Annotated in this window: 19 protein-coding genes and 4 pseudogenes; 15 read left to right on the forward strand and 8 right to left on the reverse strand. The window is 60.7% G+C overall.

Features of this window, described 5'->3' with window-relative positions; translation table 11 throughout:
* Positions 1–5: 5 nt before the first annotated feature.
* From NLM32_RS08690 to ltrA, 6 genes and pseudogenes are all read left to right on the forward strand, one after another.
* Positions 6–1,214: a CoA transferase gene (locus tag NLM32_RS08690; RefSeq protein WP_254128690.1), complete on the forward strand. Its 1,209-nt coding sequence runs from the start codon at positions 6–8 to the stop codon at positions 1,212–1,214.
* Between the two features lie 15 nt (positions 1,215–1,229).
* Positions 1,230–2,891: an acyl-CoA dehydrogenase family protein gene (locus NLM32_RS08695; protein WP_254128691.1), complete on the forward strand. Its 1,662-nt coding sequence runs from the start codon at positions 1,230–1,232 to the stop codon at positions 2,889–2,891.
* A gap of 54 nt (positions 2,892–2,945) precedes the next feature.
* Positions 2,946–5,720 (forward strand): 2-oxoglutarate dehydrogenase E1 component, encoded by a 2,775-nt coding sequence (locus NLM32_RS08700; protein ID WP_254128692.1) that lies wholly within the window; start codon positions 2,946–2,948, stop codon positions 5,718–5,720.
* A gap of 81 nt (positions 5,721–5,801) precedes the next feature.
* Positions 5,802–6,596, forward strand: a complete 795-nt coding sequence (locus tag NLM32_RS08705; RefSeq protein ID WP_254128693.1) for an IclR family transcriptional regulator — start codon at positions 5,802–5,804, stop codon at positions 6,594–6,596.
* Between the two features lie 1,156 nt (positions 6,597–7,752).
* Positions 7,753–8,218: pseudogene (locus NLM32_RS08710) on the forward strand (IS630 transposase-related protein); the annotation flags it as partial.
* A 528-nt stretch (positions 8,219–8,746) separates the two neighbouring features.
* Entirely contained in the window at positions 8,747–10,006 is a 1,260-nt protein-coding gene (gene ltrA, locus NLM32_RS08715) for a group II intron reverse transcriptase/maturase (RefSeq protein WP_254128651.1), read from the forward strand.
* Positions 10,007–10,169: 163 nt separating this feature from the next.
* Here ltrA and NLM32_RS08720 read toward each other — a convergent pair whose 3' ends face one another.
* The 7 genes from NLM32_RS08720 to NLM32_RS08750 all read right to left on the reverse strand — a co-directional run bounded on the left by NLM32_RS08720 (position 10,170) and on the right by NLM32_RS08750 (position 16,176).
* Positions 10,170–10,376 carry a hypothetical protein gene (locus tag NLM32_RS08720; RefSeq protein WP_254128694.1) on the reverse strand — a complete coding sequence of 69 codons (207 nt, stop codon included), beginning with the start codon at positions 10,374–10,376 and terminating at the stop codon, positions 10,170–10,172.
* A 12-nt stretch (positions 10,377–10,388) separates the two neighbouring features.
* On the reverse strand, positions 10,389–11,177 hold the full coding sequence (istB, locus tag NLM32_RS08725) for an IS21-like element helper ATPase IstB (protein ID WP_254128695.1): 789 nt from the start codon (positions 11,175–11,177) through the stop codon (positions 10,389–10,391).
* Positions 11,152–12,087 (reverse strand): hypothetical protein, encoded by a 936-nt coding sequence (locus tag NLM32_RS08730; protein ID WP_254128696.1) that lies wholly within the window; start codon positions 12,085–12,087, stop codon positions 11,152–11,154. The genes istB and NLM32_RS08730 overlap by 26 nt, the downstream gene beginning before the upstream one ends.
* Positions 12,088–12,195: 108 nt before the next feature.
* Entirely contained in the window at positions 12,196–13,200 is a 1,005-nt protein-coding gene (locus tag NLM32_RS08735) for a tyrosine-type recombinase/integrase (protein ID WP_254128697.1), read from the reverse strand.
* Positions 13,197–14,189, reverse strand: a complete 993-nt coding sequence (locus NLM32_RS46060; protein ID WP_254128698.1) for a tyrosine-type recombinase/integrase — start codon at positions 14,187–14,189, stop codon at positions 13,197–13,199. The genes NLM32_RS08735 and NLM32_RS46060 overlap by 4 nt, the downstream gene beginning before the upstream one ends.
* Positions 14,186–15,457, reverse strand: a complete 1,272-nt coding sequence (locus NLM32_RS08745; protein WP_254128699.1) for a site-specific integrase — start codon at positions 15,455–15,457, stop codon at positions 14,186–14,188. Before NLM32_RS08745 ends, NLM32_RS46060 begins: the two co-directional genes overlap by 4 nt.
* A gap of 62 nt (positions 15,458–15,519) precedes the next feature.
* Positions 15,520–16,176, reverse strand: a complete 657-nt coding sequence (locus tag NLM32_RS08750; protein ID WP_254128700.1) for a helix-turn-helix domain-containing protein — start codon at positions 16,174–16,176, stop codon at positions 15,520–15,522.
* An 830-nt stretch (positions 16,177–17,006) separates the two neighbouring features.
* Between NLM32_RS08750 and NLM32_RS08755 the strand changes: the two are divergent.
* From NLM32_RS08755 to NLM32_RS08780, 6 genes and pseudogenes are all read left to right on the forward strand, one after another.
* Positions 17,007–17,492, forward strand: a pseudogene (locus tag NLM32_RS08755) (IS630 family transposase); the annotation flags it as partial.
* A gap of 200 nt (positions 17,493–17,692) precedes the next feature.
* Positions 17,693–18,115, forward strand: a complete 423-nt coding sequence (locus NLM32_RS45760; RefSeq protein WP_256568227.1) for a transposase — start codon at positions 17,693–17,695, stop codon at positions 18,113–18,115.
* Complete coding sequence (gene tnpB, locus NLM32_RS08765) at positions 18,112–18,468, forward strand: IS66 family insertion sequence element accessory protein TnpB (RefSeq protein WP_254128701.1); 357 nt, start codon at positions 18,112–18,114, stop codon at positions 18,466–18,468. Before NLM32_RS45760 ends, tnpB (NLM32_RS08765) begins: the two co-directional genes overlap by 4 nt.
* Positions 18,469–18,518: 50 nt before the next feature.
* Complete coding sequence (locus NLM32_RS08770) at positions 18,519–20,069, forward strand: IS66 family transposase (protein WP_254128702.1); 1,551 nt, start codon at positions 18,519–18,521, stop codon at positions 20,067–20,069.
* A gap of 41 nt (positions 20,070–20,110) precedes the next feature.
* Complete coding sequence (locus NLM32_RS08775; RefSeq protein WP_254128703.1) at positions 20,111–20,710, forward strand: UPF0149 family protein; 600 nt, start codon at positions 20,111–20,113, stop codon at positions 20,708–20,710.
* A gap of 1,141 nt (positions 20,711–21,851) precedes the next feature.
* Positions 21,852–22,916 (forward strand): annotated as a pseudogene (locus NLM32_RS08780) (MFS transporter); the annotation flags it as partial.
* A gap of 156 nt (positions 22,917–23,072) precedes the next feature.
* Here the strand turns inward: NLM32_RS08780 and NLM32_RS08785 are convergent.
* Entirely contained in the window at positions 23,073–24,416 is a 1,344-nt protein-coding gene (locus NLM32_RS08785; RefSeq protein WP_254128704.1) for an IS1380 family transposase, read from the reverse strand.
* Between the two features lie 122 nt (positions 24,417–24,538).
* Here NLM32_RS08785 and NLM32_RS08790 point away from each other — a divergent pair.
* From NLM32_RS08790 to tnpB (NLM32_RS08800), 3 genes and pseudogenes are all read left to right on the forward strand, one after another.
* Positions 24,539–25,150, forward strand: a pseudogene (locus NLM32_RS08790) (MFS transporter); the annotation flags it as partial.
* Between the two features lie 806 nt (positions 25,151–25,956).
* Positions 25,957–26,403, forward strand: coding sequence for a transposase (locus NLM32_RS08795; RefSeq protein WP_254128705.1), 447 nt, complete (start codon positions 25,957–25,959; stop codon positions 26,401–26,403).
* Entirely contained in the window at positions 26,384–26,737 is a 354-nt protein-coding gene (gene tnpB / locus NLM32_RS08800) for an IS66 family insertion sequence element accessory protein TnpB (RefSeq protein ID WP_254128706.1), read from the forward strand. Before NLM32_RS08795 ends, tnpB (NLM32_RS08800) begins: the two co-directional genes overlap by 20 nt.
* Positions 26,738–26,841: the final 104 nt, after the last annotated feature.

The raw sequence follows: 26,841 nt of genomic DNA on the forward strand, positions 1-26,841 counted from the left end.
ATTAGATGGAACATGTTTTATCGGGCTTACGGGTAGTCGAAGTTTCGGCCTTCATTGCAGCTCCCCTCGGCGGGATGACGTTGGCGCAACTTGGTGCGGACGTGATCCGGATTGACCCTATCGGTGGCAATATCGACTACCGACGCTGGCCGCGCGCCCCCAATGGTGACAGCCTATATTGGGCCTGCCTGAATAGGTCCAAACGCTCCGTCGCCCTGGCGCTCGATACGCCCGCAGGTAGAGAGATCGCGCAGGCATTGATTACCGCCCCCGGCAAGGATGCCGGTATTCTGCTGACCAACCTACCTACCAGCGGATGGATGGATTACATGACCCTTTCGGCAAAGCGCGCCGACCTCATCATGTTGCGCCTGACCGGCAATTACGATGGCAGTGGCGCAGTAGACTATACCGTCAACTGCGCGAGCGGCTTTCCCATTGCAACTGGCCTCGACGAAGTTCCGGTCAATCACGTTCTGCCGGCATGGGATATCGCCGCCGGTCTCTATCTCAGCACTGGCCTGCTCGCTGCCGAGCGCGCGCGAGTGCGTAGCGGAAGCGGCCAGGAGGTTACGCTCAGTTTGTCGGACGTGATGTTGGCGTCCGTCGGAAACCTCGGCTATCTTGCCGATGTGCAGGTCAACAACAATGTCCGCCCTCCGATGGGCAACGATCTCTACGGCGCGTTGGGCCGCGACTTCAAAACCGCCGACGGTCGACGCGTCATGATTGTTGCCATCTCGAACCGTCAATGGCACGCAATCGGCAAAGCTACTGGTTTGACTAACGTGCTGGCCTCGGTTGGGCCAAGAATGAATGTCGACCTGAATTCGGAAACGGGGCGGTTTCATGCTCGCCGGGAGATCTTCAATATTCTCGAGGCCTGGTGTGCCGCCCGGAGCCTCACCGAAATTGCGGCCGTGTTTGATGGTAGCGGCGTTCTGTGGGGACCGTATCAGGATTTCGGGCAGTTAGTGCGCGACGACCCGCGGTGTTCGCTTGCCAATCCCATGATGGGTGCCGTCGTCCAATCTACGGTGGACGGCGTCCTCACGCCAGGATCGCCGCTCGGCTTCGGCAAGGCGTCGAGGCGGCAGCCGACTGCGGCACCCGCGCTTGGACAGCATACTGACGCGGTGCTGTCCGAAATTCTGGGGCTCTCCGATAGCGCCATTGGCAAACTTCACGACGCTGGCACTATTGCCGGTGCCTAGTCCAGGGATGATCAGATGCTCGACAAAGACCTGAGAACGCAACTTCTAAACGATGCGGGCGCGGCACTGGCAGCGACCGATCGGCTTCATCAGCGTACGCGGTTGGCGCTTGAAAAGGTGGTCCGGCGCGACGGTAAGCTGCAGTCTGCGCTTCTGGAACAGCATCAATTCGCCGTGCACGGCTTTGCTTGGCAGGCGACCTACGTGGAAGCCCTGCGCCAAGCACTCAACTGGGCGACGAGACTCGATCAGACCGGGCAGTTCGGCAATGTCGAGCAGGCGATCTTGCGGCTCGGCTTTGCCGAATATCTCGCTCAACTGGTGGGCGGCATTGTCATGAGTCAGACGGAAATCGTCCGCCCGCACGACATGGGCGTGAGCAGCGAGGACGTCTACACGATTTCTGCCGAGCCCGCGGTCGCTGCGCTGTCCGCCCCCGCGATGATCGCGACCGACCGCAAAACGCTGGCGTGCGCGGCCGCCGAAGGTCGCTACGGCGCTTTGGCTTTGGAGGACAGCGTGCTCGAAGCCACGCGCACCGAATTTCTTCGATTTGCCGCCGCTGAAATCACCCCGAATGCGCAGGCGTGGCATAGTCAGGATCAACTGATTCCAATCGAGCTGGTGGAAAAGCTGGCCGAACTAGGTGTCTTCGGACTGACTGTTCCGGAGGAATATGGTGGTCTTGGCCTCGGCAAGGTGGCGATGTGTCTGGTATCGGAGGCGCTCAGCGGTGCCTATCTGGGCGTCGGCTCACTCGGCACGCGATCGGAGATTGCCGCTGAAGTCATTCGCCTCGGCGGCACGCGGGAGCAGAAGCAACGCTGGCTTCCAGGCATCGCGTCCGGCGCGATCCTGCCGACGGCCGTCTTTACCGAGCCCAACAACGGCTCTGATCTCGGAAGCCTGCGTACGCGCGCCGTGCGCGAAGGCGAGACTTACCGGATTTACGGCGCGAAGACCTGGATCACGCACGCGTCGCGCTCGGACCTGATGACGCTCTTGGTGCGAACCGATCCGGAGGCTAAGGGTTATCAGGGATTGTCGATGCTGATCGCCGAAAAACGGCGAGGTACGGAATCCGATCCTTTCCCCGCCACGGGAATGAGCGGCACCGAGATCCCCGTGCTCGGCTATCGCGGTATGAAGGAATACGAAATTGGTTTTGACGGCTTCGTTGTTCCTGTGGAGAATCTTTTGGGCGGCATCGAAGGCCAAGGATTTAAGCAACTGATGGAAACCTTCGAGAGCGCCCGTATCCAGACGGCGGCACGTGCGTTGGGCGTCGCCCAGAATGCGCTGGAACTCGGGTTGGCCTATGCGCGCGACCGCAGTCAGTTCGGCAAAGCCATCATCGATTTCCCGCGCGTCCACGCCAAGCTCGCATGGATGGCGGTAGAGACGATGCTAGCGCGGCAACTCAGCTACTACGCCGCGCGGCGAAAGGATGCTGGACGCCGCTGTGATATCGAGGCTGGCATGGCCAAGCTACTGGCGTCGCGCGTGGCTTTCGCCAACGCCGACTGCGCGCTGCAGGTTCATGGCGGCAATGGCTATGCGCTGGAGTATCCGATCAGTCGCGTGCTCTGCGACTCCAGGATTCTTTCGATCTTTGAGGGGGCCGCCGAAATTCAGGCGCAGGTCATTGCACGCGGCCTGCTCGGCCACACGAACTGACCAAGCTTTTCGGACCTTTTTGGATCAGATTGAGGGCTCTTGCGGACGCTCGTTATGAATCTACCTATCAGCACCTCCAGCGCATTTTTCCTTGACCTTTACGCCCGCTATCAGCGCGACCCCTATTCGGTTCCGGCAGACTGGCGGGTTTACCTCGAGGGCTTGAACGACAATGAGCGATCCATCAGCGATCTGTCGCAGCGTCTCATCGAAGCCTACCGCGTGCATGGCCACCTTGAGGCCAAGCTCGACCCGCTCGGGCTCAATCTACCCATCGGGGTTGATCGGTTGGACCGGTTGCGAAAGGAAATCGAAGGACAGGCCGAGCGCCGGCTCACACTGACCGTCGGTGTCCCCCGGACAATGACCATGGGTGTGCTCGCGTCGGAGCTCGCCAGGATCTATTCCGGCTCGTCCGCGCTGGAAGCGTCTCACGTCGAAGACGAAATGATGCGAGACTGGCTCTATGACATCTATGAAAAGACTTTTGCCGAAAGTGCTTCGGCCGATCTCGTATCGCGCGCGTTGGAATCGATTGCGTTGGCGGACACGTTTGAAGACTTCATTCGAATGAAGTTTCCGTCCAAGAAACGTTTCGGCGTGGAGGGTGCGGAATCGAGTATCGTCTTCCTGCGAGAGCTCTTGCGAATCGCTTGCTTGGCTGGCGTCGGCGAGACAACAATTGGTGGAATGCACAGGGGACGCCTAGCTACTCTCGCGACCGTGCTCGATAAGCCCGTCGGCCTGCTGCTTGCTGAGATCAAAGGCCGCGATCTCACCAATGGCGGCGCCGACTTTACGGGCGACGTACCATATCACCTTGGATATGCTGGCGAACTAATCAGGGGCGACCGGCGGATGAAAGTTACGATCTCACCCCACCCTTCCCATCTGATGACGGTTGCGCCAGTTGTGACTGGACTGGCCCGAGCCAAGCGCGCAGGCTGCGTGGGAGACGTTCTGTGCCTTCTGCTTCATACCGATGCCGCCTTTGCGGGGCAGGGATTAACGAGTGAGGTGCTTCAGCTCGGTGGCCTAGTTGGTTATCAGGTCGGCGGCACCATCCATCTGGTGGTCAACAATCAGATTGGTTTTACGACGACGGTGTCGGAAGGCCGGTCATCGCGCTATTGCACCGATATTGGGAAGTCAACCGGCGTCCCCGTCATTCACGTCAACGGCGACGACCCGCTTGCCGTAATGCGGGCGGCAGAAGTTGCATTGGCATGGCGCCGCCATACCTCACGCGACATCCTGATCGATCTCGTCTGCTATCGCCGAAACGGTCACAATGAGCTTGATGAACCCAGTTTTACGCAGCCCCGAGTCTCGGCCATCATCAAGGGCAGGCCTTCGCTCCGTGAAAGCTTTGCAGCCGAAATCGCCAGCGAATATCCGGATGCGCGAAGCCAAGCCGATGCTGCTGCCGCCGAGTTCAGGGCGGCAATGCAACGAGGCTATGAGGCCATCGAATCGTTGCGGCCAAACGACGACTCGAATCGTCCTATCGCCTGGGCCAACATCCGGCGGGCCGACTCCGCGGATTTACTTCTGCCGGTCGCAACCGGCGTCGCGATCGAACAGTTGCGGGAAATCGGCGCGGCGACCTGCACCCTGCCCGCCGACATCGTTGCCCATCCCAAAGTTGCGCAATTCTACCAGAAGAGGCTTGAAACCATCCTGTCCGGGCATGGAATCAATTTCGCCACCGCCGAGGCGCTGGCTTTCGCAACCTTACTGGCAGAGGGCGTTCCGGTCCGGCTGTCCGGGCAAGATACGGTTCGCGGGACGTTCACCCAACGCCATCTAGCCGTTCATGACATGCAAACCGATCGCCGGTTCTTGCCGCTCGGTGTGGCCGCTGCCCGCGGAATCAGTTTTGAGCCCGTCAACAGCCCACTATCCGAATATGCGATTCTTGGCTTCGAGTATGGTCACAGTCTGGCCGATCCGCATCAATTGACAGTCTGGGAAGCACAGTTCGGTGATTTCCTCAACGGCGCCCAGATCGTTGTCGATCAGTTCATCGTTTCCGCTGAAGCAAAATGGGAAATGATGTCTGGCCTTGTAGTGCAGTTGCCGCATGGGCTGGAAGGACAGGGACCGGACCATTCTTCAGCGAAGATCGAACGGCTGCTGCAATTGGCGGCCGGTAGTAACATCATCATTGCCAATCCCTCGACGCCGGCAAACCTATTTCATCTGCTACGCCGGCAAGTTGTCGCTCCTTGGCGCAAGCCGCTGTTTATGATTGCACCGAAATCCCTGCTGCGCCAGAAGAATTGCGCATCGGATCTCGCGGAAATGGGCGCCGGCACGGGCTTCCGTCCCATCATCGCGGAGGAAGACAAGGCGGATTGCAGCCGCGTCATCCTCTGCTCGGGCAAGATCTACTACGATCTGATGGCCATGCGTGCGGCCTTGGGCCGGGAAAAGGATGTCGCGCTGGTCAGCATTGAGCAACTGCATCCTTTCCCCGTGGCGGAATTGTCGGCAGTTCTCGGTCGGCATCAAAAAGCCGAATGTATCTGGTGCCAGGAAGAGCCTGAGAACCAGGGAGCGCAATCCCACATACTTGAATTGCTGCGACAGGACAAGCGGACACATGGTCGGATCGTCAAAGCGATATCGCGGCCACGCCTGCCGGTGGCTGCAGGAGGGTCGATCGAACGGCACGAAATTGAACAGCAACAGCTAGTCAGGCGCGCTCTCGATCAATCGGTGGGGCCTGATCGTCATGAAGGTAGCGGCGCAACCCGCCTGGCCGGCGAGGCTCACCGGACGGTGTGCCAGGAGTCCACCGGCCTTGACGGGCAGCTCGGCGAGTGATTGATGCGAGAAGATGGAAGCCAATACGACTCATGCTCGCCCCCGGAGTAGCCGGGGCGATTCGAGGTCCTAGATTCACCTATGCCGTCCTTCCAGCCTGTTCGCGCGATTACCCGAGGTCTGACAGTACTCCGACTTGTGAGCGAGGAAGGCCCGATCAGCGCGACCGATCTGGCACGCGCGGCCAAATTGCCTCAACCCACCGTTGTGCGGATTCTTGAAACCCTGATCGAGGACGGCTATGTCTATCGCCGCTCGGACGGGACGACATTCGGAATCACCGGGCGCACCAAGACTCTGAGCAGAGGGTACGATGCGAGCTCGCGCCTGGTACAACTTGCCGAACCGCTGATCGAGAAATTGCGGGCCGAGATCGGTTGGCCCTCCAACCTGGCCATTCTTGAGGACGATGCCATGACCATCGTCTACACCAACCGCAATGCCAAAGGCCTGTCGATTCCCGGACGGCTCGGCGCACGCATTCCACTGCTGGCGACCGGCGTCGGCATCGTCCAGCTTGCCAGCCTACCGCTTCCTGAACTTGAACAGCAGCTTGCCCGATTACGATCCTCAAAGGATGTCTGGGACTCGACTCCAGCCCTTTGGGACACCCTCAACAAGCGCCTCGTTGCTGCCCGCCGTCACGGGTATGCATTTGCCGATGAGCGCTATCTCGATGCCGTCTACCAGTCCCGGATCTGGGCTGTGGCCGTCCCGATCAGCGTCAATGACGAAACAGCGGCAGCGGTGAGCAGTCTCGTCTTGCGGGGAGCTGGACAGCGCCAGCGCCTTCTGGCGCAAATTCTGCCGGCTCTACGCCGCACTGCAGCGGCAATTGGTAAGGCTCTGTCTCTCGAGGCAAGCAACCGAACCTGACATACCGCTGACGGTCGATCCCGGCCTAGCTGAATTTCGGCGAACCAGCCTTCCCGTCTTCCTCATGCCTCAACGGCCCCAACTGGCACCGGAACGTCGTCCATGCTCGATCGACGGCCACTTTTCCATGGCTTCGCGAACTACCGGCCGCTTTTGCGATTGAGCAGTCGGTACAGCCGAGAACCTTGTATTCGCGCGGTGCTCATGACGGCGATTGATAAATATAAAGTAACACAAGCGTTCGGGTGTCAGTTTCGGCGCGGAATCTTTTTTCCTCGTCGCCGGTCTTTCGCAGATGCGCCATAGAAGCGAATGCAGCCACCGGTGCATTCCCGAGATTCTTTGTCGGACGGTAGGAAACCGCTGCGCGCCATGGTGTTGCAGTCTCGCAGCGTCCCCCTATTCATTGCGAAAGCATCGTGTGAGCGTTTTCAATGTTGAGATACAGCTTTTTTAATGAACCCTCGTTGTGACGCTTGTAGTCATGTTGGTGGCACGCAGTCAGCTCGATACTCGCTTTGTGCCGCGCCCAACTTGGCCTATGCCACCGCTCAACGTGACCTAGCCTCAGGGACTAAAGCGGGATGGAGTTAGGTTGAATCGATTTGGGATTGAACGAAGCCGCTGGCGCGGCATTGAATTTGTTGCTGGAGTGGGAGTGCCAAAACCGTCGTCGGCAGGTGGTGCCTCAAATCAATAGACCCGTGCAGTCGGATCAACGGATCGACTATGACAGCGACCAACAACATCTCGGCAGATCCAAGGGGAGATGCTCGGGCCTTCTGCACTTCCGTCGCATTCGTAGAAGGCCGTTACCGCGCTTCTCGCGCCAGGGTTGTCATGAGTGACTTTTCTGCCACGCCTAACCCATTGACAGCACATACGGCCAACAACCTACTTTCCCCAATTAGCAACATCCGTGCCATATCGCGCAAGTTGTGCAAGCGTTTGAGCCCGGCGACCGTCGACGATCATCGGCCTTGAAGCTCGCCTGTTGCTCGGGCGTGGCAGCGGCTCGTTCAATCCGGCTTCTATGAGGTCGCACGCGCCACTGAGCGCGCGGCCCGCGCCTGCCACGCGACCTCACAGAACCCTCCAGATTCCCAAATCAGTCAGTTTCTGATTCACCATGCTGGCTGGGCGGAGGCCAGCATGGATGGGCAAGCCTTATTCTCTGGATCTTCGCAAGCGTGTCGTGGCCGCGATTGAGGGCGGGATGTCTCGCAATCGGGCCGCCAAGCAGTTTGGGGTGGCGATCAGCACCGCCATTGGCTGGATGAAGCGGGTCGATGAGACCGGGAGCGTTGAGCCAAGTCAGATCGGTGGCTACAAGCCGAAGGCAATTTCAGGCGAGCACGCGGTCTGGCTGTCGAAGCGGATCAAGGACGGCGATTTCACGATACGCGGTCTCGTCGCCGAGCTTGCCGGTCGCGGCCTGAAGGTCGACTACCACTCGGTGTGGGACTTCGTGCACGCCGAGAAGCTCAGCTTCAAAAAAAAGCGTGGCGGCTGGCGAACGCGATCGTCCCGAGGTAGCACGCCGGCGAGCCCAGTGGGCAAAGTATCAAGGTCGCGTCGAAGCTGAGCGGCTGGTCTTTATCGACGAGAGTGTGCTGCAGACAGCGGAAGGAGTTCAACATGAACTAAGACCGATGGTGAAGCTGCGGGAAAGATGGGGGCTGGCCCCCCGAGATCGGCTTTCAGGAGCGGGTCTCAAACCAGTCCGAGCTGCTGCGGTAAAGAGCCGTGGTGGTGAGCGTCGGATCAAAAGTTCGGATTAAACCGAGCAGGTGAGTGTCCGAAAGACGAACGAAAGTGAACCCTTCGAAGACGCGTCGTTATGAATCCAAGTGTCGTCAAAACCAGGACCGTTTCGTCATCCTGGGACAAGTCCGCCAGATGCCTGATGACCGGGCGGGCGGCGACCGGCGTAGAGGGGGCGTGAGTCGGACACAGGCTTTCGCGTGGAACTGCAGGAACCAGGCTCTTGATGCCAAGGGAGAAGCGCAAGCGGCGTCAACCGTGAGGCGAGAGTACCGATGCAAGAGACTGGGGCGGACCGATCCGTAGGAGCGTTGAGGGCCCTGTAATGGGGTCGGAGCAAAGGGATCGGGTCAGGTAGTCGTACTCTTGGACCAACTGGAAACAGGATGACTTCGAACAGTGCGATAAACAAGCCGTTCTCGATTGAGAAGCGGCGAGTGTACGAAGCGTACAAGGCGGTCAAATCTAATCGCGGAGCGGCTGGAGTGGACGGACAGACCTTGGAGATGTTCGAGACAGATCTTGCAGGGAATCTCTACAAAATCTGGAATCGCATGTCGTCAGGGACGTACTTTCCACCTCCGGTGCGCGCCGTCTCCATTCCAAAGAAGACGGGCGGCGAAAGGATTTTAGGTGTGCCCACTATCAGCGATCGGATCGCGCAGATGGTGGTCAAGCAGATGATTGAGCCGGAACTGGAATCCATCTTCCTGCCGGACTCTTACGGTTACAGGCCGGGAAAATCGGCTCTGGACGCCGTCGGCGTCACGCGTCAGCGGTGCTGGAAATATGATTGGGTCCTGGAGTTCGACATCAAAGGACTGTTTGACAATCTCCCGCATGATCTTCTGCTGAAGGCGGTCCGGAGACACGTGAAATGCAAATGGGCGCTGCTCTACATCGAAAGATGGCTGACGGCGTCAATGGAAAAGGACGGGAAGCTCGTTGAGCGGATCCGCGGAACCCCGCAAGGGGGCGTGATCAGCCCAATGCTGGCCAATCTGTTCCTGCATTATGCGTTTGATCTCTGGATGGCGCGGACACATCCCGATCTCCCTTGGTGTCGGTATGCCGACGACGGACTGGTGCACTGCCGGACCGAGCAAGAAGCGGAAGCCATTAAGGCGGAGCTTCAAGCAAGGTTGGAGGTGTGCGGACTTCAGATGCACCCGACAAAGACGCAGATCGTCTACTGCAAGGACAACAGACGTCGGCGAACGTATCCGAGGGTCAAGTTTGACTTCCTCGGATATCAGTTCAGGCCGCGGCAGGTGGCAACGTCACAGCGGAAGGAGTTCTTCTGTGGATACACCCCGGCGGTCAGTCCGACAGCTTTGAAGGCCATGCGAGCTTCGATCCGAAGCTTGCACATTCCTCGGCAAACGCCGGGGACGCTGGCTGAGATCGCCCAACAGATCAATCCGCTCCTCCGGGGGTGGATAGGTTATTATGGCCGGTTCAGCCGTTCGGCGCTGTTCTCTCTGGTCGACTACGTCAATCAGAAGCTGAAGGCGTGGATCATGCGAAAGTACAAGCGCTTCCGGCTCCACAAAACCCGTGCGTCGCTGTTCTTGCGAAAGTTGGCTCGGGATAATGCGGAGCTGTTCGTACACTGGCAGTTGTTCGGAACGACCACGTTCACCTGATGGGAGCGGTGTGAATCGAGAGGTTCACGCACCGTTCTGCGAGAGGCCGGGGGTGAAAATCCCCCGGCCTACTCACCCCTGTTGATGGCGGTGCAAAAGCGCGCAAAGATGGCGACAAGAGCGGGGGCGGAGGTGCTGCCCCCGTTGTGCTGACGAGGGCCGGTCAGGGCGGATCATCATAGTTCGCAGGCGTCGCGGTTTGTTCCTGCGAGCGCCGCTTGCGCAGGATGTCGGTGAGTTGATCTCCATAGGCGTCTGTGATGACGGCGAGGAGGTCGTCGAGCAGCTCGAAGACGGCGAGCGCCTGTTCTGGGGTCCAGTCGTCCGGGACGAGGAAGGCCAGGCCACGCCGGCGGCCCGAGGGCAGCAAGGGTTTTGGGACTCATGACGGCGGCGCCTTGTGCAGGGAGGATTTTGTCGCGGCGCGGCGACTGGCGCGGATTTCGGCGCGTTCGCGGGCTTCCTTGAAGCGGTAGGAATCGCCCTCGATGGAGATCACCTCGGCACGATGGACGAGACGGTCGACCAGGGAGACGACGCAGGCGGCATTCGGGAAGACATCGGACCATTCCGCGAAGGGCTTGTTGGTGGTCACCAGTGTGGAGCGGTTTTGATATCTGCGGCTGACCAGCTCGAACAGCAGATCGGCGTGGCGGTTGGAGTAGGAGAGATAACCGACCTCATCGATCACCAGAACGTCGGGAGCGGCGTAGTGGCGCAGGCGTCGGCGCAGAGCGGCATCGCTATCGAGGGCGGCGAGCTCGCCGAGCATCTGGCTGGCGGGCTTGAACAGCACGGTATGGCCCTGGATGAGCGCCTGGTAGGCGATGTTCTGGGCAAGGGTTGACTTCCCGACGCCATTCGGGCCGACAAACACGATATTGGTGGCGTCGGCGAGGAAGGCCAGCGACATCAGCTCTTCGACGGCGCCACGGTCGATCCGTTTTGGCCATGCCCAATCGAAGTCGGCCATGGTTTTAAAGTGGCCAAGCCTGGCCTGACGGATGCGACGTTGCAACGAGCGGTGCGCGCGTTCCTCTTCCTCCCACTGGAGCAGCAGCGCGATCCATTCGGCATCGCCGACCTCGGACCAGTGGGCGACGAGGCCGTTCAAGTGCAGTGCTTTGGCGCGCAGGCGCAGGGGCTCATACTGGGCTGGATTGGCTATCATCGTCATCCCTGGTGGTGAGTTGATCGTAGGTGTCGAGCCGGTGTGGCTGCACGGGGCTATCCTTGCGCCGCACGTGCTCGGGCAGGTTCACCGCGACGGGCGGCGGGTCGCCGCGTGCCGCGCGTTGCCGCTCCAGCGCGGCCCGCACGGTGTTGGTGTGGGGCGATCCGGCGCGCAACGCATCCTCGACGGCGGTCTGCAACCTGGCCGCGCCGTAGCGATCGAGCAGGCGCAGCAGTGCGCTGGTGAGAGCACCGATGTTGGTGCCGCGCTCGGCGGCACGGGTGAGCAGCAGCTGGCAGGCCGGCACAGCCCTGGTCAGGGTGTCGACGCCGCGGTGCTGCCGGGCCTGGCGTTTGAACTGCACGAGCGCTTGCAGGTGGTGCGGGTCCTCGATCTGCGCGTCGCGGTCGTAACTGCGGCGATGGCTGGCGATCATCTCGGCGCCATCGAAGATCCGGACCTGGTCGAGATCGGCGCGTACGGTCAGCGTGCGGCGCACGCAGGTGTGGGGGACGGTGTAGTCGTTGAGGTCGAAGCGGACATAGGGCGTCTTGCCGACCTTCACGGCCAACTGCTCCTCGACCGGAAAGGGGTTCTCCGGCAGCGGCAGCAGCAGCGGCTGTTCCTGGACCAGGGCCTGGCGGACGGTCATGGTCCGATCCTCGGGACAGGGTCGATCGGCCGCCTGACCGCGACACCAGTGCTCGGCCTGCGCGTTCAGGTCGGCCAGATCGGCAAAGCTGCGCGCGGCGAAGAAGGCGTCGCGAACGTGACGAATCGCGCGTTCAACCCGCCCCTTCTCGTTGCCGCGGGCAACCGCCACGGGCCGGGGTTCGAAGCGATAGTGGCCCGCGAATGCCAGGAGCGTCGGATGAAAACGGATCGCCTCACCCTGGCGCTCGAGCACCGCGCTCTTCAAATTATCGTAGTTTTGTGTCGGATTTCGTTATGTGGCCGAGTTCGACGCGGGTCTGACTTTCAAGGGCGGATCACGAGCATGTGGGTACATAATGGACTACAGTGAGTTGAGCCAAGCAAGCAGGGTTTTATCGTCCTTCCAGGCAACTTGATTCCGGGGTGCCGCAGAAATATCTGAACCGACTTCGCACGCACGCAGTGCTTCGGCTTTGGCTCGGAGTGTCAGCTCGGCATAGCGATTGGTAGTGTCGAGATTCACGTGTCCGAGCCAACTTCGAATGACGTTGATCTCGACGCCGGCTTCCAGCAGGTGACAGGCAGCGGTGTGCCGAAACAGATGCGGGCTGACCCGTCTGGGTTTCGGTCCGCGGGTATCGAAAGATGCACCGTGTCGCCTCACGAGTTTGTAGATGCCAAATCGGGTTAGAGGACGGTTTTGAGGAGTACGGAAGACTGGGTCGCTAGGCGATACGCTACGCTGGGCAAGGAGCGCTTTGAGATGGTTCACCGTCTCATCCCAAAGCGGGCAAATGCGCCACTTGTCACCCTTACCGTGCAAGTGGGCCTTGGCCGGCGGCTTGAGCTCAAGATGCTCGATACGAAGATCAGCAACTTCTTGGACGCGGGCGCCCGTATTGTAGAGGAAGAGCAATAGCGTTCGATCGCGAAGTGCAAGCCTCCCTTTTCGAGGCAGCGACCGAAACAGAGCCGTTACCTCCTCTCGTCCGAGAAAATGGGTATCCGGGAGTGATGTGCGTTTGACAGGGATAGCTGCTACCCGCTGGCAAACCGCCAGCATCTCGGGGACTCGCACGGCGAGGTAGGCAAAGAAGGTGTTCAGTGCCGCCCGCCGCTGGTTGCGGGTACACACCGAATTGCCACGCTCCTGCTCCAGGTACTTCAGGAATTCCAGGCTACGTTCGAACGTCAAGTCATCAAGCGCCAGTATTGCAATCCGACGACCGCTCCGCTCGGACACGAAACACAGGAACAAGCGGATTGTGTCACGGTAACTGCAGATCGAGCCGAGCCGCAGGCCCTTCTGTATCGGAAGATGGTCAGTAAAGAAGGACTGGACCAGTGCACCGAGGGAGAGTGTCATGCCAATTCCTCCCCAAGCGTTACCGCAGCAAAGGTACGGAAGCGGCGGTTGGCGTGTTCGAGAAGCTCTGGCGTCGTCGTCAAATACACTGCCGTGGAGCTGATGTCGCTGTGCCCCATGAAAGTCGAGAGTGCAAGAAGCTTCGTTTGCGGATCGATGCCAAGCCGATACCAGCGCGTGAGTGCGCCGACGGCGAACGAGTGCCTAAGATTATGTACGCACGGCGGTGAAATACCCGGTGGGATCTGCAAATTTAGGCTCGGGACCATGGTATGAAAAGTCTGACTGACGGTCCCGGGATTGATCGGACGCCCTCCGCGCAAGCAGAACAGTGGTTGGTCGTCTGCAGTTGCGGCTGCGCGCGTCGCGACTAAACGCTGACGTAGATGCTGAGTCAGGAGCGCTCCGAGCTTCGGTCCAAATGCGACGAGACGATTCTTGTAGAATTTAGTCTCCCGGATAACGAGCAATCGCCGTTCCAGATCTATATCTTTGAGACATAGTCGGCAGACCTCTCCGACGCGCAAGCCCAATCCATACAGGACAGCGAAGAGTACGAAATACGTGTTGCCACGGTCGATTGTGCCACCGTTACTCGGAAGATCCTTGGCAAGAGCGAGCAGTCGGCTAGCTGTCTTTGCGTCGAAGATAAACGGTGCGCGCTGATATCTTCCACGGCGTGGCGGGGATCTCAGCGGTGTCTGGGCGAGCTTCTCGTGATCGACGAGATACGAAAACAGTCGTCCCACCGTACAGCGCAGGTGGTTATAGCTTCTCGGGCGCGACCGAGGACGCGAGAGAAGGAACTCATCCACCAGTGCCGGAGTTATCTCGGCAAGGTCGTCGATTTTGTTCTTCGATAAGAAGGCATCGAGCAGCGCGAGCGTCTTCTCTTCGGTAAAATAGCGCCTTCGCAGCGAACGCTTGTGGGCGAGGAATTGTTCGATCTCGGGACCTAGAAAACTCTGGAAACGTCCATCGGTACTCACAGCACGTCCTCCCCATCGCCGAGTGCGATCTCCCGCAATTGCTCGACAGCAATCTTCCCGTAGATTTGGGTTGAAGATGCGCTGCGGTGACCGACGTAGTCACCAATATGCTTCAGAGGGAAATTAGCGTTCAACAGACGCTGAACACAGCTATGGCGCAGTACATGTGAACCGGGTCTCGGTACGGCGATTCCGACTTTGCGTATGAAGTGGGCGGCTCGACTGACGACTGCCGCCGAGGTAATCGGAGCGTGCGGAGCGCAATTGCGCATAAATACTTCGCGATGCTCTGTCACGGGCCGCCCCATTTTGAGGTACTCGACGATTGCGCCACCCACCGCCGCCGAGAGAGGATAGGTGGTGGTATTGCCTGCTTTGCGCTCCCGGATCTTGAGCCGCTCATTGCGCCAGTCGATGTCATCAAGCGTGAGCGAGGCAACCTCCGCTGCCCGCAATCCATATGTTGCAAGCAGCATCATCATTGCGTAGTCGCGCTTACCCAAGGGGGACCGTCTGTCGATGCTCGCCAGCAGCTGCTCGACCTGCTCCCAACTGATCGATCTTGGCACGCCAGCGTGCCGGTACGACTGCGGGAACTCGACAAACGAGCTGAGATCCTTGGCTATAACTCCTTCACGATTGAGGTAGCGTAGAAAGACCCGCAGCACGCCGCATGCATTGCGAACCGTTGCCCAGGAAGCTCGTGGCGGAGCATACTCGGCAATGAACCCGCTGAGCACGATTGGCGATAACTTTGCGAGGTCGTCGATGCCCATGCGTTCAAGATACGTGGCGAACCGCCGCAAATTGAATCGGTATCCATATATCGCCCCCGGACGAAGGCCCTTCTCCTCGGTGAGGTAGCTCAGGAACTCGGGTGCCTGACGCTCGAAGGGGTTATCCGGCTTATGAAGACGAGTCTGGCCAACGTAGCCGGGGACCGCCACCCGTAGCATCTGGCAGATAGGATTGCGGACTTCGAAGGCGGCCTGTTTACGCCGCAGGGGCGAGCGACGTCCTCTGCAATGCTTGCTGACCCACGCTTGCACAAACGACTCGACGTGATCGGGGAGGTTCTTGATATCGCTAGCACCGTGCGTTCTCGCAAACTCGCCAAAGCCCACCACAATGGGAATCCGACGAGACACGCTCCTGTCCGTATAACGACGCTCGGCCATCCACCTTACGTATTGCTCGACCGCGGAAGCGATCCAGGATTCGTGAATACGATCAATGGTGGCAGGACGGATGTAGTACTTCTCCAACATGACAATCTCCTGAGGAAAGAAGGAGACTATCTTGGCACGAGCGCTCCGTTATGTTGCCGCTACTACACACATGGCGCTTCCAAACATGGCTCATACCGCCTCCGGCCACATAACGAAATCCGACACAAAACTACGATTTTGTTCCCGGGAACAAAATCGTAGAGCAGGACTCTCGGCACGCCGCACCAGGCATTGAAGGCGCCGACATGGCCGCGCAAAAAGTTCTCCATTCGCGCATCGAGGAAGAAGCGCAGGTGGATGTCGCGCGAGTACGAAAGCACCATCACGAAGGCCATCAGCGGCCGACGAGCGCGACCGACCTGGATATGGCCGAAGTGAGCCCAGTCGACCTGGCCCTGTTCGCCGGGCAGCGTACGCAGGCGAAGGTACGCCTCGGCCGCGGGCCGTGGCCGATACAGGCTGATCAGATGCCGGAAGTGATCAGGCCCGCCACGGTATCCGCGCTCGCGCACCATGGCATGCAGCCGGCTGGCCGTGAGGTCGGGGAATTTGGTCAAGGTCTGCCGGATGAACGGCAGATAAGAGTCGATCATCGCGGAGCGCAACTGCGGCCCATGCCGGGGCAGTCCAGCCTGCGCCAGCACGCGACGCACGGTCGTGTGATGCAGGTGGAGCTGGCGCGCGATGGTGCCGCAGCGCCACTTCTCAACGTGATACAGGCGCAGGATCCGGGCCTCCAGTTCAGCGGTGATGGTCACGAACACGCTCCGTGGTCAGTCGGGTGGATCGAGGAACGGCCTGCGCCGTCGCACGAAGTCGAGCCGCACGAACGGTGGCAGCCGGCTGCAGCAGCGACAGCATCGTGATGAACGCGAGATCGCTGTCGCCGTAGGGCCTTCGAGAAGTGCCGGTTGTCCGCCGGCGACAGCGATCGAGGCCGGCGGCACTACATCATCCACGGCCGGAGCGGGTGAACCCTGATGCGTCACGATTTTATTGCGGGCCCGGTAACGCCGGGCGCGAGCCGCATGTAGATGGCGGCCGCGACGGGTGCGTTGATAGCGCCGGCCGGCGTCGCGCACGCTCGCCCGTCGCATCGTCCTGGAGCACTCGGCAGTGCAATAGCGCTGGCCGCGATCGCAACGGCCACAGATCAGCACCTGGGCTCGGCAGCGGGCACACAAGAACAAGCGGCCCGTGGCCTGCATCGGCGATCCCCGGCAAACGCCGAAGACGAGGCCGACGTGAGGCTCGACGGATACGCGATGGCCGCTATACTGCGCGCCACGCAATCCGCCGCCTGCCGATCACGCAGACTGTTTGGATTGGGTACAGGCGCGGCTCCGGCTTCACTTTGCAGGGTTACGACGGCGCCGCGCCTGTTGGTCTCTTCAGCGACCCGTTCCCTATCCGCCGAGGCGGGGCGCTGCGCAACCCGGGGACAGCTCCGCGCCCCGCCTCGGCTACCAGCCCGTCGTGGGGAAACACCGTCTTCCGCCATCCGTGAGGAAATAGCTTCCTGCTCAATCTTGCCGCGCGCGCAATGTCGCCAGATTTACGCGGTTCTCAAAAGCCATCGACACACCCCTGGACCCGGACTGACATGGCTCCGCTGCGGGGATGGGCCCTGCGCGGGCACAGACTTCCGGCCAAAGTTCCTCACGGCCGCTGGAAGACCATGACCTTCCTGGCGGCCCTGCGCCATGACCGGATCGATGCGCCATGGTTCATCGAGGGGCCGATCGATGGTGTGAGCTTTCGCACCTATGTCGAGAAGGTTCTTCTGCCCGTCCTTCGGCCCGGCGATATCGTCGTACTGGATAACCTCGGCAGCCACAGGAGCAAGGCAGTCCGCCACCTCATCCGTTCGGTCGGCGCCAAACTCTTCTTCCTGCCAAAATACTCGCCCGACCTGAACCCGATCGAACAGGTCTTTGCCAAGCTCAAGCACCTGCTCCGCAAAGCTGCCGCGCGAACCGTCGACGCGGTCTGCGCTGCAATCGGCCAGGCACTCGATGCCTTCACCTCCCAGGAATGCGCCAACTACCTCAAAAATTCAGGCTATCGAACCTAATGCCATCATGCTCTAGTGGCAGCAACTTACTTCGCACTTCGTCAACTTTGAGGAAGCAGAACGACTCACTGGTCGATCTGCAAGGCATACTCGCGGCGCAGCTAATGCAACGTAAACGGTACGACGGCCCCACCTGGTATACGACGACTGGATGAGCGAGACTCGCGCGTGGACAGGCAACGCGAGGGACACTCATTTCAATGGATCAAGCCAGGCATCAAGACAGGAATGGAGCCGACTCCTATCAGCGGATCGAAGTGATCACAGGGGAGAGGCGACGACGCAGTTGGAGCGACGCCGAGAAGGCGCGGATCGTGGCCGAGAGCGCGGATCCGGAGACGAGCATTTCCGAGGTGGCGCGGCGCAACGGGGTCAACCGGGGACTGCTCGGTGTGTGGCGGCGCCACGCGCGGCTCGTGTCGAGTGAAGCGCCGCAGTTCGTACAGGTCAGGCTCGACGAGGCCGTCGGGGCTCGGCCGAATGCGGTCGGCAAGCCTCGCGTCCTGGCGGGTCCGGTCGAACGGATCGAGGTGATGATCGCGGGCGCGACGGTGCGCGTGCCCACCGGCGTCGACGCCGCGACGCTGGAGCGCGTGCTGGCGGCGGTGAGGTCGACGCGATGATCTCGTTCGGTCCAATGGTCCGTGTGTTCGTCGCGACGCAGCCGATTGACTTTCGCAAAGGAGTTCATGGCCTGGTCGCGCTGGTGGCGGAGGGATTGGGCGGTCAGCCCTACAGCGGCGACGTGTATGTCTTCCGATCGAAGCGATCGGATCGTTTGAAGCTTCTCGTTTTTGACGGCTCTGGAATAGTTCTGGCGACGAAGTGGCTCGAGAGTGGGGGCTTCGCCTGGCCAACTGTTCGCGAGGGGACGATGCTGGTGACGGGAGCGCAACTGGCGATGCTGATCGAAGGTCTTTCCGAGTGGTCGCGTGTGGTCCCGAAGATGACGAAGCGGCCGACGAAAGTCGCCTGAATCGTCTTGTTTTGCTGGCGATTGCGAGTGTATTCGTGTAGCTCTGCGATATGGCGCTTCGCCCTGAAGATCTCCCCTCTGACCCTGCGGCTCTCGCCGAGATGGTGCTGGCTTTCGAAGGCGAGAACGACGATCTGCGCGCAGAGATCGCCACGTTGAAGAGCCTGATCTTCGGCGCGCGATCGGAGCGCTCGGCAATCGTCTGCGCTGAACAGATCGCGCTCGATCTGGAACGGACCGCGGGCGCGCAGCCTCCGGCCAATGACGACAAACCGGACGCGCCGAGACCGAAGCGGCGCAAAGCGAGGCGCAACATCGGCGCGCTGCCGGCGCATCTGCCCCGGGTCGAGCGGGTGATCGAGCCGGCGTCCACGCTGTGCCCGTGCTGCACGGGTCAGATGCATCGGATCGGCGAGGAGAGCAGCGAAGCGCTCGATCGGGTTCCTGCGTGGCTGCGTGTGCTGCGCACGATCCGTCCCAAATACGCCTGCCGCGCCTGTGAGGGCCCGATCGTCCAGGCGCCGGCACCGGCGCGGCTCGTCGAAGGCGGCATGGCGACGACGGCGCTGATCGCGCATATCGCCGCGGCCAAATATGCCTGGCAATCGACGCTCTACCGCCAGACGCAGATCCTGGCGGGCCAAGGTGTCGTCGTCGACCGTCAGACGCTGGCGCGCTGGATGGGAAGTGCGGCATGGCTGGTAAGAAGCCTCTACGATCTGCAACTGAAGACCATGCACGGCTTCGAGCGGTTGTTCTGCGATGAGACGCCGATGCCGGTGCTCGACCCGGGACGCGGCCGCACGAGGATCTGCCAGTTCTGGGCGCATGCGACGGACGATCGGGCGTGGAAGGGGCCGGCACCGCCGGCGGTCGCCTACGTGTTCGCGGGCGGTCGCGGCAAGAAGGAGATCGTGGCGCAGTTGGCCGGCTTCGAAGGCGTGCTGCAAGTCGACGGCTATGCCGCCTACGTCTCGCTGGCGGGCGATGCGAAGATGCCGGGCAAGATCCAGCTGGCATATTGTCTCGTTCACGCGCGCCGTAACTTCGTGAGGGTGCACAAGACGACGAACTCTCCCTTCGCCGCGGAGGTCATCGAGCGCATCGCAGCCGTCTACGCGATCGAGGAGAGGATCCGCGGTCTCGACGCCGGGGAACGCCGCGCGACGCGACAGGCCGAGACGAAGCCGCTGATGGAGGCGTTGAAGGCCCGTCTGATCGCGGTGAAAGACGGAATCTCCCGCCGCTCGACGCTCATCAAGGCGATTGATTACATGCTCGAACGCTGGCAGGGCCTGACGGCATTCCTGGACGACGGGCGGCTCGAGCCGGACACCAACACAGTCGAACGATCAATCAGACCGATTGCCATCGGAAAAAAGAACTCGTTGTTCAGTGGTGACGAAGGAGGAGGCGAGACTTGGTCGATACTTTCTTCGCTTCTTAACACGGCAAAATTGAATGGCCTCGACCCCGAGGCCTATCTCGTCGACGTTCTCGAGCGCATGGTGAGCGGCACCACGAAGGCCAACCAGCTGCACGAACTTCTGGCCTGGAACTGGAAGGCCGCACGCGAAGCCGAAAAGCGGGCCGCAGCATGACAAAGCCGAAGCAACGGCGAGGAAAACGGGCCAAGACGACGATGGCGGACTATGCCATGTCGTTCGAACAGCTCGGGCAATGGATAAGCGAGCGCGCCAGGGCGCCGGCGCTTCGGCATCCGCGGGCGACATCGCTCTCCATGCTCGACGGCGCAGTGGCCGCGGTCGTCGCCGGGCCGGTCTCAATGGCGTCCGAGGAATGGGTATGCCCGCTCCTTGGCGTAGATCCCGACGCCTTCAATCACGATACCGAGGAGTTCTCGGCGATCGCCGCCACGCTGATGCGCCACAACGCGATCAGCGAGACGCTGTCGACGAGACCGGAGAGCTTCGAGCCGCTGTTCGTGCGATCGCCGGACGGCGAAGTCGACCCGCGGCCCTGGTGCATGGGCTTCTACGCCGTCATGAAGCTTCGGCTTCTCGTCTGGTGGCGCCTTCTCTCTCCGAACGGCACTGAACACCTTATGCTGCGGCCGATCCTGATCCATTGCATCGATGACGCCGGTCGGCCCTTGCTACCCCCGGCCCGGCACACGCTGGGAACGCTGCCCGTCGCTCAAAACGCCTGGCGTGACATTCCAGTAGCCGTTGAGGCCCTGCGGCAGTTCTGGATGCCTATGCGCTTCAAGCGTGGCGCGTAGGCCGTCCACGCCAAATCCGTGGTCTGCTCGTACCGCTAACAATGCAACGCCTCGATGCCAATCCGCACCGACCGTGGAAGCGCCCTTCGGGTGCTCGACAGGTTGCTGAAAAAATGCCCAAGCCCAGGTGTGCCCAACCTCTTGGTCCGGTCACCTCGCTCCGCGAACCACCCGGATAGCTCACCAGAACCTTCAACACCTTGACTTGGAAACCTTGGAAATTCACCCGCAACCCATTTTGTCGCTACCGCCACGCGCTTGGCGCTTAGCGAAGCGGATCGATCCCTATGTGTTTGAGACAGCAGGGTGGGCGGTTGCCGAACTCGAGCTCAGCCCTTGGCGGATCGAGGTCGTTCAGCCACACAGCATCTCCTTTGGCTTTGTCTCGCGCGAATCGGATAGAGTCGGCAAGCGTCCGATGACGCGCTGCGACATCGCTGGATTTGGTCGTTAGAGGTAGACAGCAGAACCGGCTCGCTGCTGGCGAGCGGATGCTTGCAAGTTCCTGCGTAGCGCTCTCCGATTATCAGCCGAGTTCAACACGATAACCGTCACCAACCAATGTCGTTTACGTAAACGCTGTATGTCGGATTCAAACTGACCGTCTTCGAAATGTTCAATCCCCGCATCATTTGGTCAGGCCTCGAAAAAACCAAGAACTTCCCTTGTCGCGCCCCATGGGAGATTTTGAGTATTCGGACAACACGCCTGCGGTTAGCTGCTTCTTTAGGGTTCATCACGCGCCGGCCTCCTTGAGGATTGGATGCCTTTTACGCGCGCTTTTTCATCGCTTAATCGCTCTATTACGCGAAATTTCTGCGCTCCGATGCAGTAATCTCGCTCTCTCTGAGACTTCATCACTCTTTGACGAGAGATGCGAGTGGCGCTGCGGTGAGTGATCCATGTTTGCTCAAGTTATTATGCAGCTGACGCTGGTCACATCTGAATTCCTAGGTAAATTGACGGGCTCAAGCATTGAGCGACCTTGGCTTACGATATTTAACAGTGCGAGCGCCTCTAGTTGCAGAGTGACGCCCACAACTGCGCAGAACAGGCATTACCGCGCCCGAAGCCCCGCCCAATCGTGCCATCGTCCGCCACTCCGATTGCTCGGTCCAGGAAAGCACGGCAAGGGCTGGATATGAACCAGACGCGCAAGCCCGGCGGCGACGGCATCACCACGCCGCTACGCCATGTTACCTTTCGTCGCATTTGGCTGGCGGGTCTTCTCTCAAATGTGGGGGCTCTGATTCGCAACGTCGGAGCTGCCTGGGCGATGACACAAATGACGTCGGCGGCCGACATGGTCGCGCTTGTCCAGACTGCATTGATGCTTCCGGTTATGTTGATTGCGATGCCAGCCGGCGCGATTGCGGACATGTATGATCGACGAATCGTGTCGCTCATCTCGCTTGGCATTGCACTCACCGGCGCCAGTGCGATAACAGTGCTTGCATGGCTCGACATGGTCACGCCGACCCTGTTGCTGGCGCTATGCTTTGTCGTTGGCAGCGGGGTGGCGCTGATGGATCCAACGTGGCAATCTTCGATAAGTGAGCAGGTTCCATCCGACGCAGTGCCCGCCGCCGTCGCCCTGAACGGTATCAGCTACAATATCGCGCGCAGTGTCGGCCCAGCGCTCGGCGGGATCGTCGTTGCAACAACTGGCGCAGTGGCTGCATTCGCCCTAAACGCGCTGCTATATCTACCACTGATGATCGCACTATTGCTGTGGAAGCGCCTAGCGCAACCTTCGCGGCTGCCGCGCGAGCAGTTCAGTCGCGCCATTGTCTCCGGCGTTCGATACATCGCGAATTCCCCCTCAATCAAGATCGTCTTGGTCCGTTCTATGGTGACCGGTGTAATTGGCGGCGCCATACTCGCCCTGATGCCTATAGTAGCAAGAGATCTCCTGCACGGGGACGCGCAGACTTATGGGCTCCTACTGAGCGCCTTTGGCCTCGGAGCAGTAATCGGCGCGCTCTGCATCCCCGAAATGCTCAAGCGCTTGAACGGCGAGGCAGCCATTCGAGCCTGCGCGCTGTCGATGGGTGGAAGCCTTGTCGCAGTCGCTCTGAGCCACGGCCTGATCTTGACATCGGCCGCGCTGGTGCTGGCGGGCGCCGTGTGGATGATAGCATGGGTTTTGTTTAACGTGGGTGTACAGCTGTCGGCACCCCGCTGGGTGGCAGGACGCTCGCTAGCCCGTCTTATTCATGATTGCCGGGCGGGCTTCTGGAACATTTTCGCTCAGGGTTGAAGGCGTGCGCGAACGCTACGGCTTTGACGCCGTTTTTCGACCGGACTTCGTGAACGCGTTGGAGGACGTCGGCGGGGTAACCAGGGGCTCATGCCCCGCGCGTCAGGGCGCTTGCGGGGCCAGAGCGTCTGCCAAGCCGCGGAACAGGTCGGCGTCGGGGCAGGCCGCAGCGAAGGCCAGACGGACGCGGGTGGCGGTCTCGATGACGCGGGCTGCGATCTTGAGAAGTCTGAGCCTGATCGTGTTGAACTCGGCCGTTGCCAGATCACGCGGCTTTGGGATGGCATCGCGCACGGCGAGGATGAGCCAATAGGCGGCGGTGTGGAAGACGAGGCGGACCTGGTTGGCGAGCGCCGAGCGGCAACTGGTGCGATCGGAGGCGAGCTGGGTCTTGTGCAGCTTGATCAGGTTCTCGGCCTGTCCGCGTGAGCAATAGAGGCTGTCATAGATCCACTCAGCCGAGCCGATATCCAGGCTGGTGACGACGTAGCGGACGTCGAGCCCTTGTTGGGTTGCCTCGATGCGGGCGATGACGCGGCGCTCACGATGCCAGGAACCTGCCGCGTGGCGGGTCTCGGTGTAGCCGCGAACCACGATCTTGTTCTCGACCGCACGTTTGGTTCGAACAGCATCGCAGACCTCGTCGACCTTTCTGGCGAGCGGCTTGGTGCCGGCCAGCGCGAAGACGTAATCGATGCCGTTTTGCTCGCAAAAAGTCATCGCCTCGGGGCAGGCGTAATGGCTGTCGCCGCGGAAGGTGATACGCGTATCGGGCCAGCGCCGGCGAATGCGCCGAACCAGGCGGCGCAGATGTGCTCGCACCTCGATGCCGCTCGGCGTCTTGCCGGGACGCAGCATGACCGCAACAGGCCGGCTGTGCTCGGTGTCGTAGACGTGGATCGGCAGGAAGCAGTACCCGTCATAATGGGCGTTGAACAGCGAGAGTTGCTGACGGCCATGCACCACGTCGACCGTGTCGTCGATGTCGAGCGTGATTGCGCTCGGCGCTCGCGCGTAGCTGTCCATCCATAGGTCAACCAGCGCATAGCTCAACCGGATCACCTCACGCAGGTGCGGTGAATTCTCCAGGCGCGATAGCGTCGGCTGCGAACACAGATCACGGCCAGTGTCCGGCAGCCGGCCGCAGGCCAGCTTGAACGCCGGATCGCCGCGTAAACGATCGAGATCATTGCCATCCTCGTAGCCGCACGCGATGGCGAAGATGCGGGCGCGGATCATATCCGCAAGGCTGTGCACGATGCGTCCCGGATCGCGCCGCTCGGGGAATACACAGGACAACTTCGCGGCCAAGCCGAGGCGCCGGTCCGCCATGGCCAGAAGCATGACGCCGCCATCCGACGTCAGCCTGCCGCCGTCAAACGCGGCTGTGATCTTCTTGCGGGAAACGGCTGGAAATGAGAACGGCAGACTCGTATCGTCGGTCATGGCGAGTGTGGCGGCGGCCCGGATGCGCGGAGGGTGGGTGTCAGCAACCGAATCCTACGCTACCTCAGCGGCTTACGCCACGCTCGCCAGCCTCTCAACAATCCGCTGATGAATAAGACGGGCTAGCGGCTTACCAAGCGGCGGGATCAGGCGGGGTCGCCATCGGTAGTTGGGGATGGGGCAGCCTGACTGACGCCGCCGGCGTCCAAACTGCGCTCCTCATGTCGGGCGCGCTGATGCTGCTCTCGCCTCTGTTGGGACTCTGGTTGCCCATGCCTCGCGTGGGCGCCCGCGGTGAAGAAGCCGAACTGCTCGATGAGCCCGATGTGCAACTGGCGTTGACCGGCCGGAGCGGACCGTTAGTAGTCGAGATCGAGTATCGAGTTGCACAGGAGAATGCGCAAGCATTCTGTAATGCCATGCAGGCAGTGCAGCTGTTCCGTCAGCGCAACGGGGCTTATGGATGGTCGATAGCCCGCGACATTACCGATCCGGAATCCTGGACGGAGCGCTATCCCACGTGGTTCGACTACCTGCGGCAGCGCAACCGTGCGACACGATCGGAGCGCGCGCTGGAACGAGAGGCGCAAGCTTTTCACATCGGCTCCTATCCTGTACGTGTTCGTCGAATGCTGGAGCGTCCGTTTGGATCGGTGCGCTGGAAGGACGACACCCCCAACCGCTTCGAGAATGAAGTCCTGCTTCATGAGAATATCCCCGGCAGGAGTCGATAGCGGTGCGCTACGACATCGTTGGTTCATACGAAAAATGGCCGTGCGAACGCGGAACACTTGCCGCGGCACCAACCCGTAGCGGCCGAGCAACCTCGGAAACCCGCGTCCCCAGCAACAGCCTTCCTCGACGAATCCGTGCGTTGTCGTTATCCGAAATCGGCGTCCCCGTGCCGTTCCAGTGATCACCTTCCAGCCGGCGCACCGTGACGTCCAGCTCAGGCGTATTGTCAAACATAGCCACAAGCCGATCCCTGTTTAGAGATCGTACAACGTCAGGAAAGGGTGGGGTCAGAACAACTCTTATACTGAAGGAGCATCGAAACAGAAGCGCCAAAGGGAGCGCGGCCAACATCGCCCGAGGACTATCGAGCGTGCTGGAAGCACCGCGGCTAATCGCGTGTCTGTTTCCTCCTTTCGCGACGGGATAGTATCTCGTGAGGAGTCGCAATTCTGCGTGCGGTTGATGTCCAGATACACTCAAGTGGCCACATGAGTGTGATGTTCGATATATGAAACGCAGCCTATAGTTTTCAACGAGTTAGTGTACTTAACAAAACGGCTTTTGAACTGTACCGGCGCAAGATAAGCTTCCGGGTCGGCCGGTGAATCGAGCACTGCTAGCAGGCCGTTGAAGAAGTCAGCCGCGTTCGCAAACGAAGGCTGAATCGTCGCTATTGTGGATGTAGAAGTGGCCTACGAGCCTGTCTGTAGTACCGATCATAGGTAAGCGCTCCTTTCTACGCACCTATGCAGTTGAGCGCGGGGATGGGATGAGGCGTCCACCATGAGCGAGGTGGACACCATCGATGATCACTCCAGAAGAACCTTTGAGACTTGAGACGGTCGGCGTGTTGCGCAATGGCCGGCGTCGCTATGATCCGGCCAGCAAACAGCGGCTGGTCGAGGCCTGTCTGCAGCCTGGCGTGTCGCTGGCGGGGCTGGCGTTGCAACACGGCGTGAACGCGAACCTGCTGCGCAAGTGGGTGGCCAAGCGACAACTTCAGAACGGGGATGGCCAGCCGGAGGCGCGGGCGCCGATTGCGCCGGCCTTTATTCCGGTTCGCGCGCCGTCGCCGTCGCCAACTCGATCTGCTGGCGCGATCGCGGTTTGCGCGACGGAGCGATCCTGTGCAGGGCGGCTGACGGCATCGATGCCCAACGGCGTGACGCTTTCGCTGGAAGGCGGCGACGCGCAGTTGCTGTCGGCGGTGATTGAAGCGCTGGGGCGTTGCGATGTTCCGACTGGCGTCTGATCTTCGGGTCTACCTTCACCGCGAACCGATTGACTTCCGGGCGGGCATCAACAGCCTGGCGATCGTGGTGGAGCAGTCGATGGGGCTGGATCCGTTCCAACGCGCGGTGTTCGCGTTCTGCAATCGTCGCCGCGACCGGATCAAGCTGCTGATTTATGATCGGTCAGGATTTTGGATGCTGCTGAAGCGGCTGGAGGCCGACAGATTCCACTGGCCCCGAAGTCAGGAGGCGGTGCTGACGCTGACGATGGAGGAGCTGCACTGGCTGCTTGACGGCATCAACATCGCGGCGGTGCGTCGTCATCCGGTGCGGCAATATCAGAGCGTGGGCTGAGCGTGTTCGATGCGGGCGGCGTCATCGGGCTTCGGCATGGCCGTTCTCAGATGACGCCGCCGAAGACATGAAGAAGACGTGGGAGCCTGGTTGACGCGGCGGCA

The organism is Bradyrhizobium sp. CCGUVB14, assembly GCF_024199935.1.
In the GTDB taxonomy this organism is placed as follows: domain Bacteria; phylum Pseudomonadota; class Alphaproteobacteria; order Rhizobiales; family Xanthobacteraceae; genus Bradyrhizobium.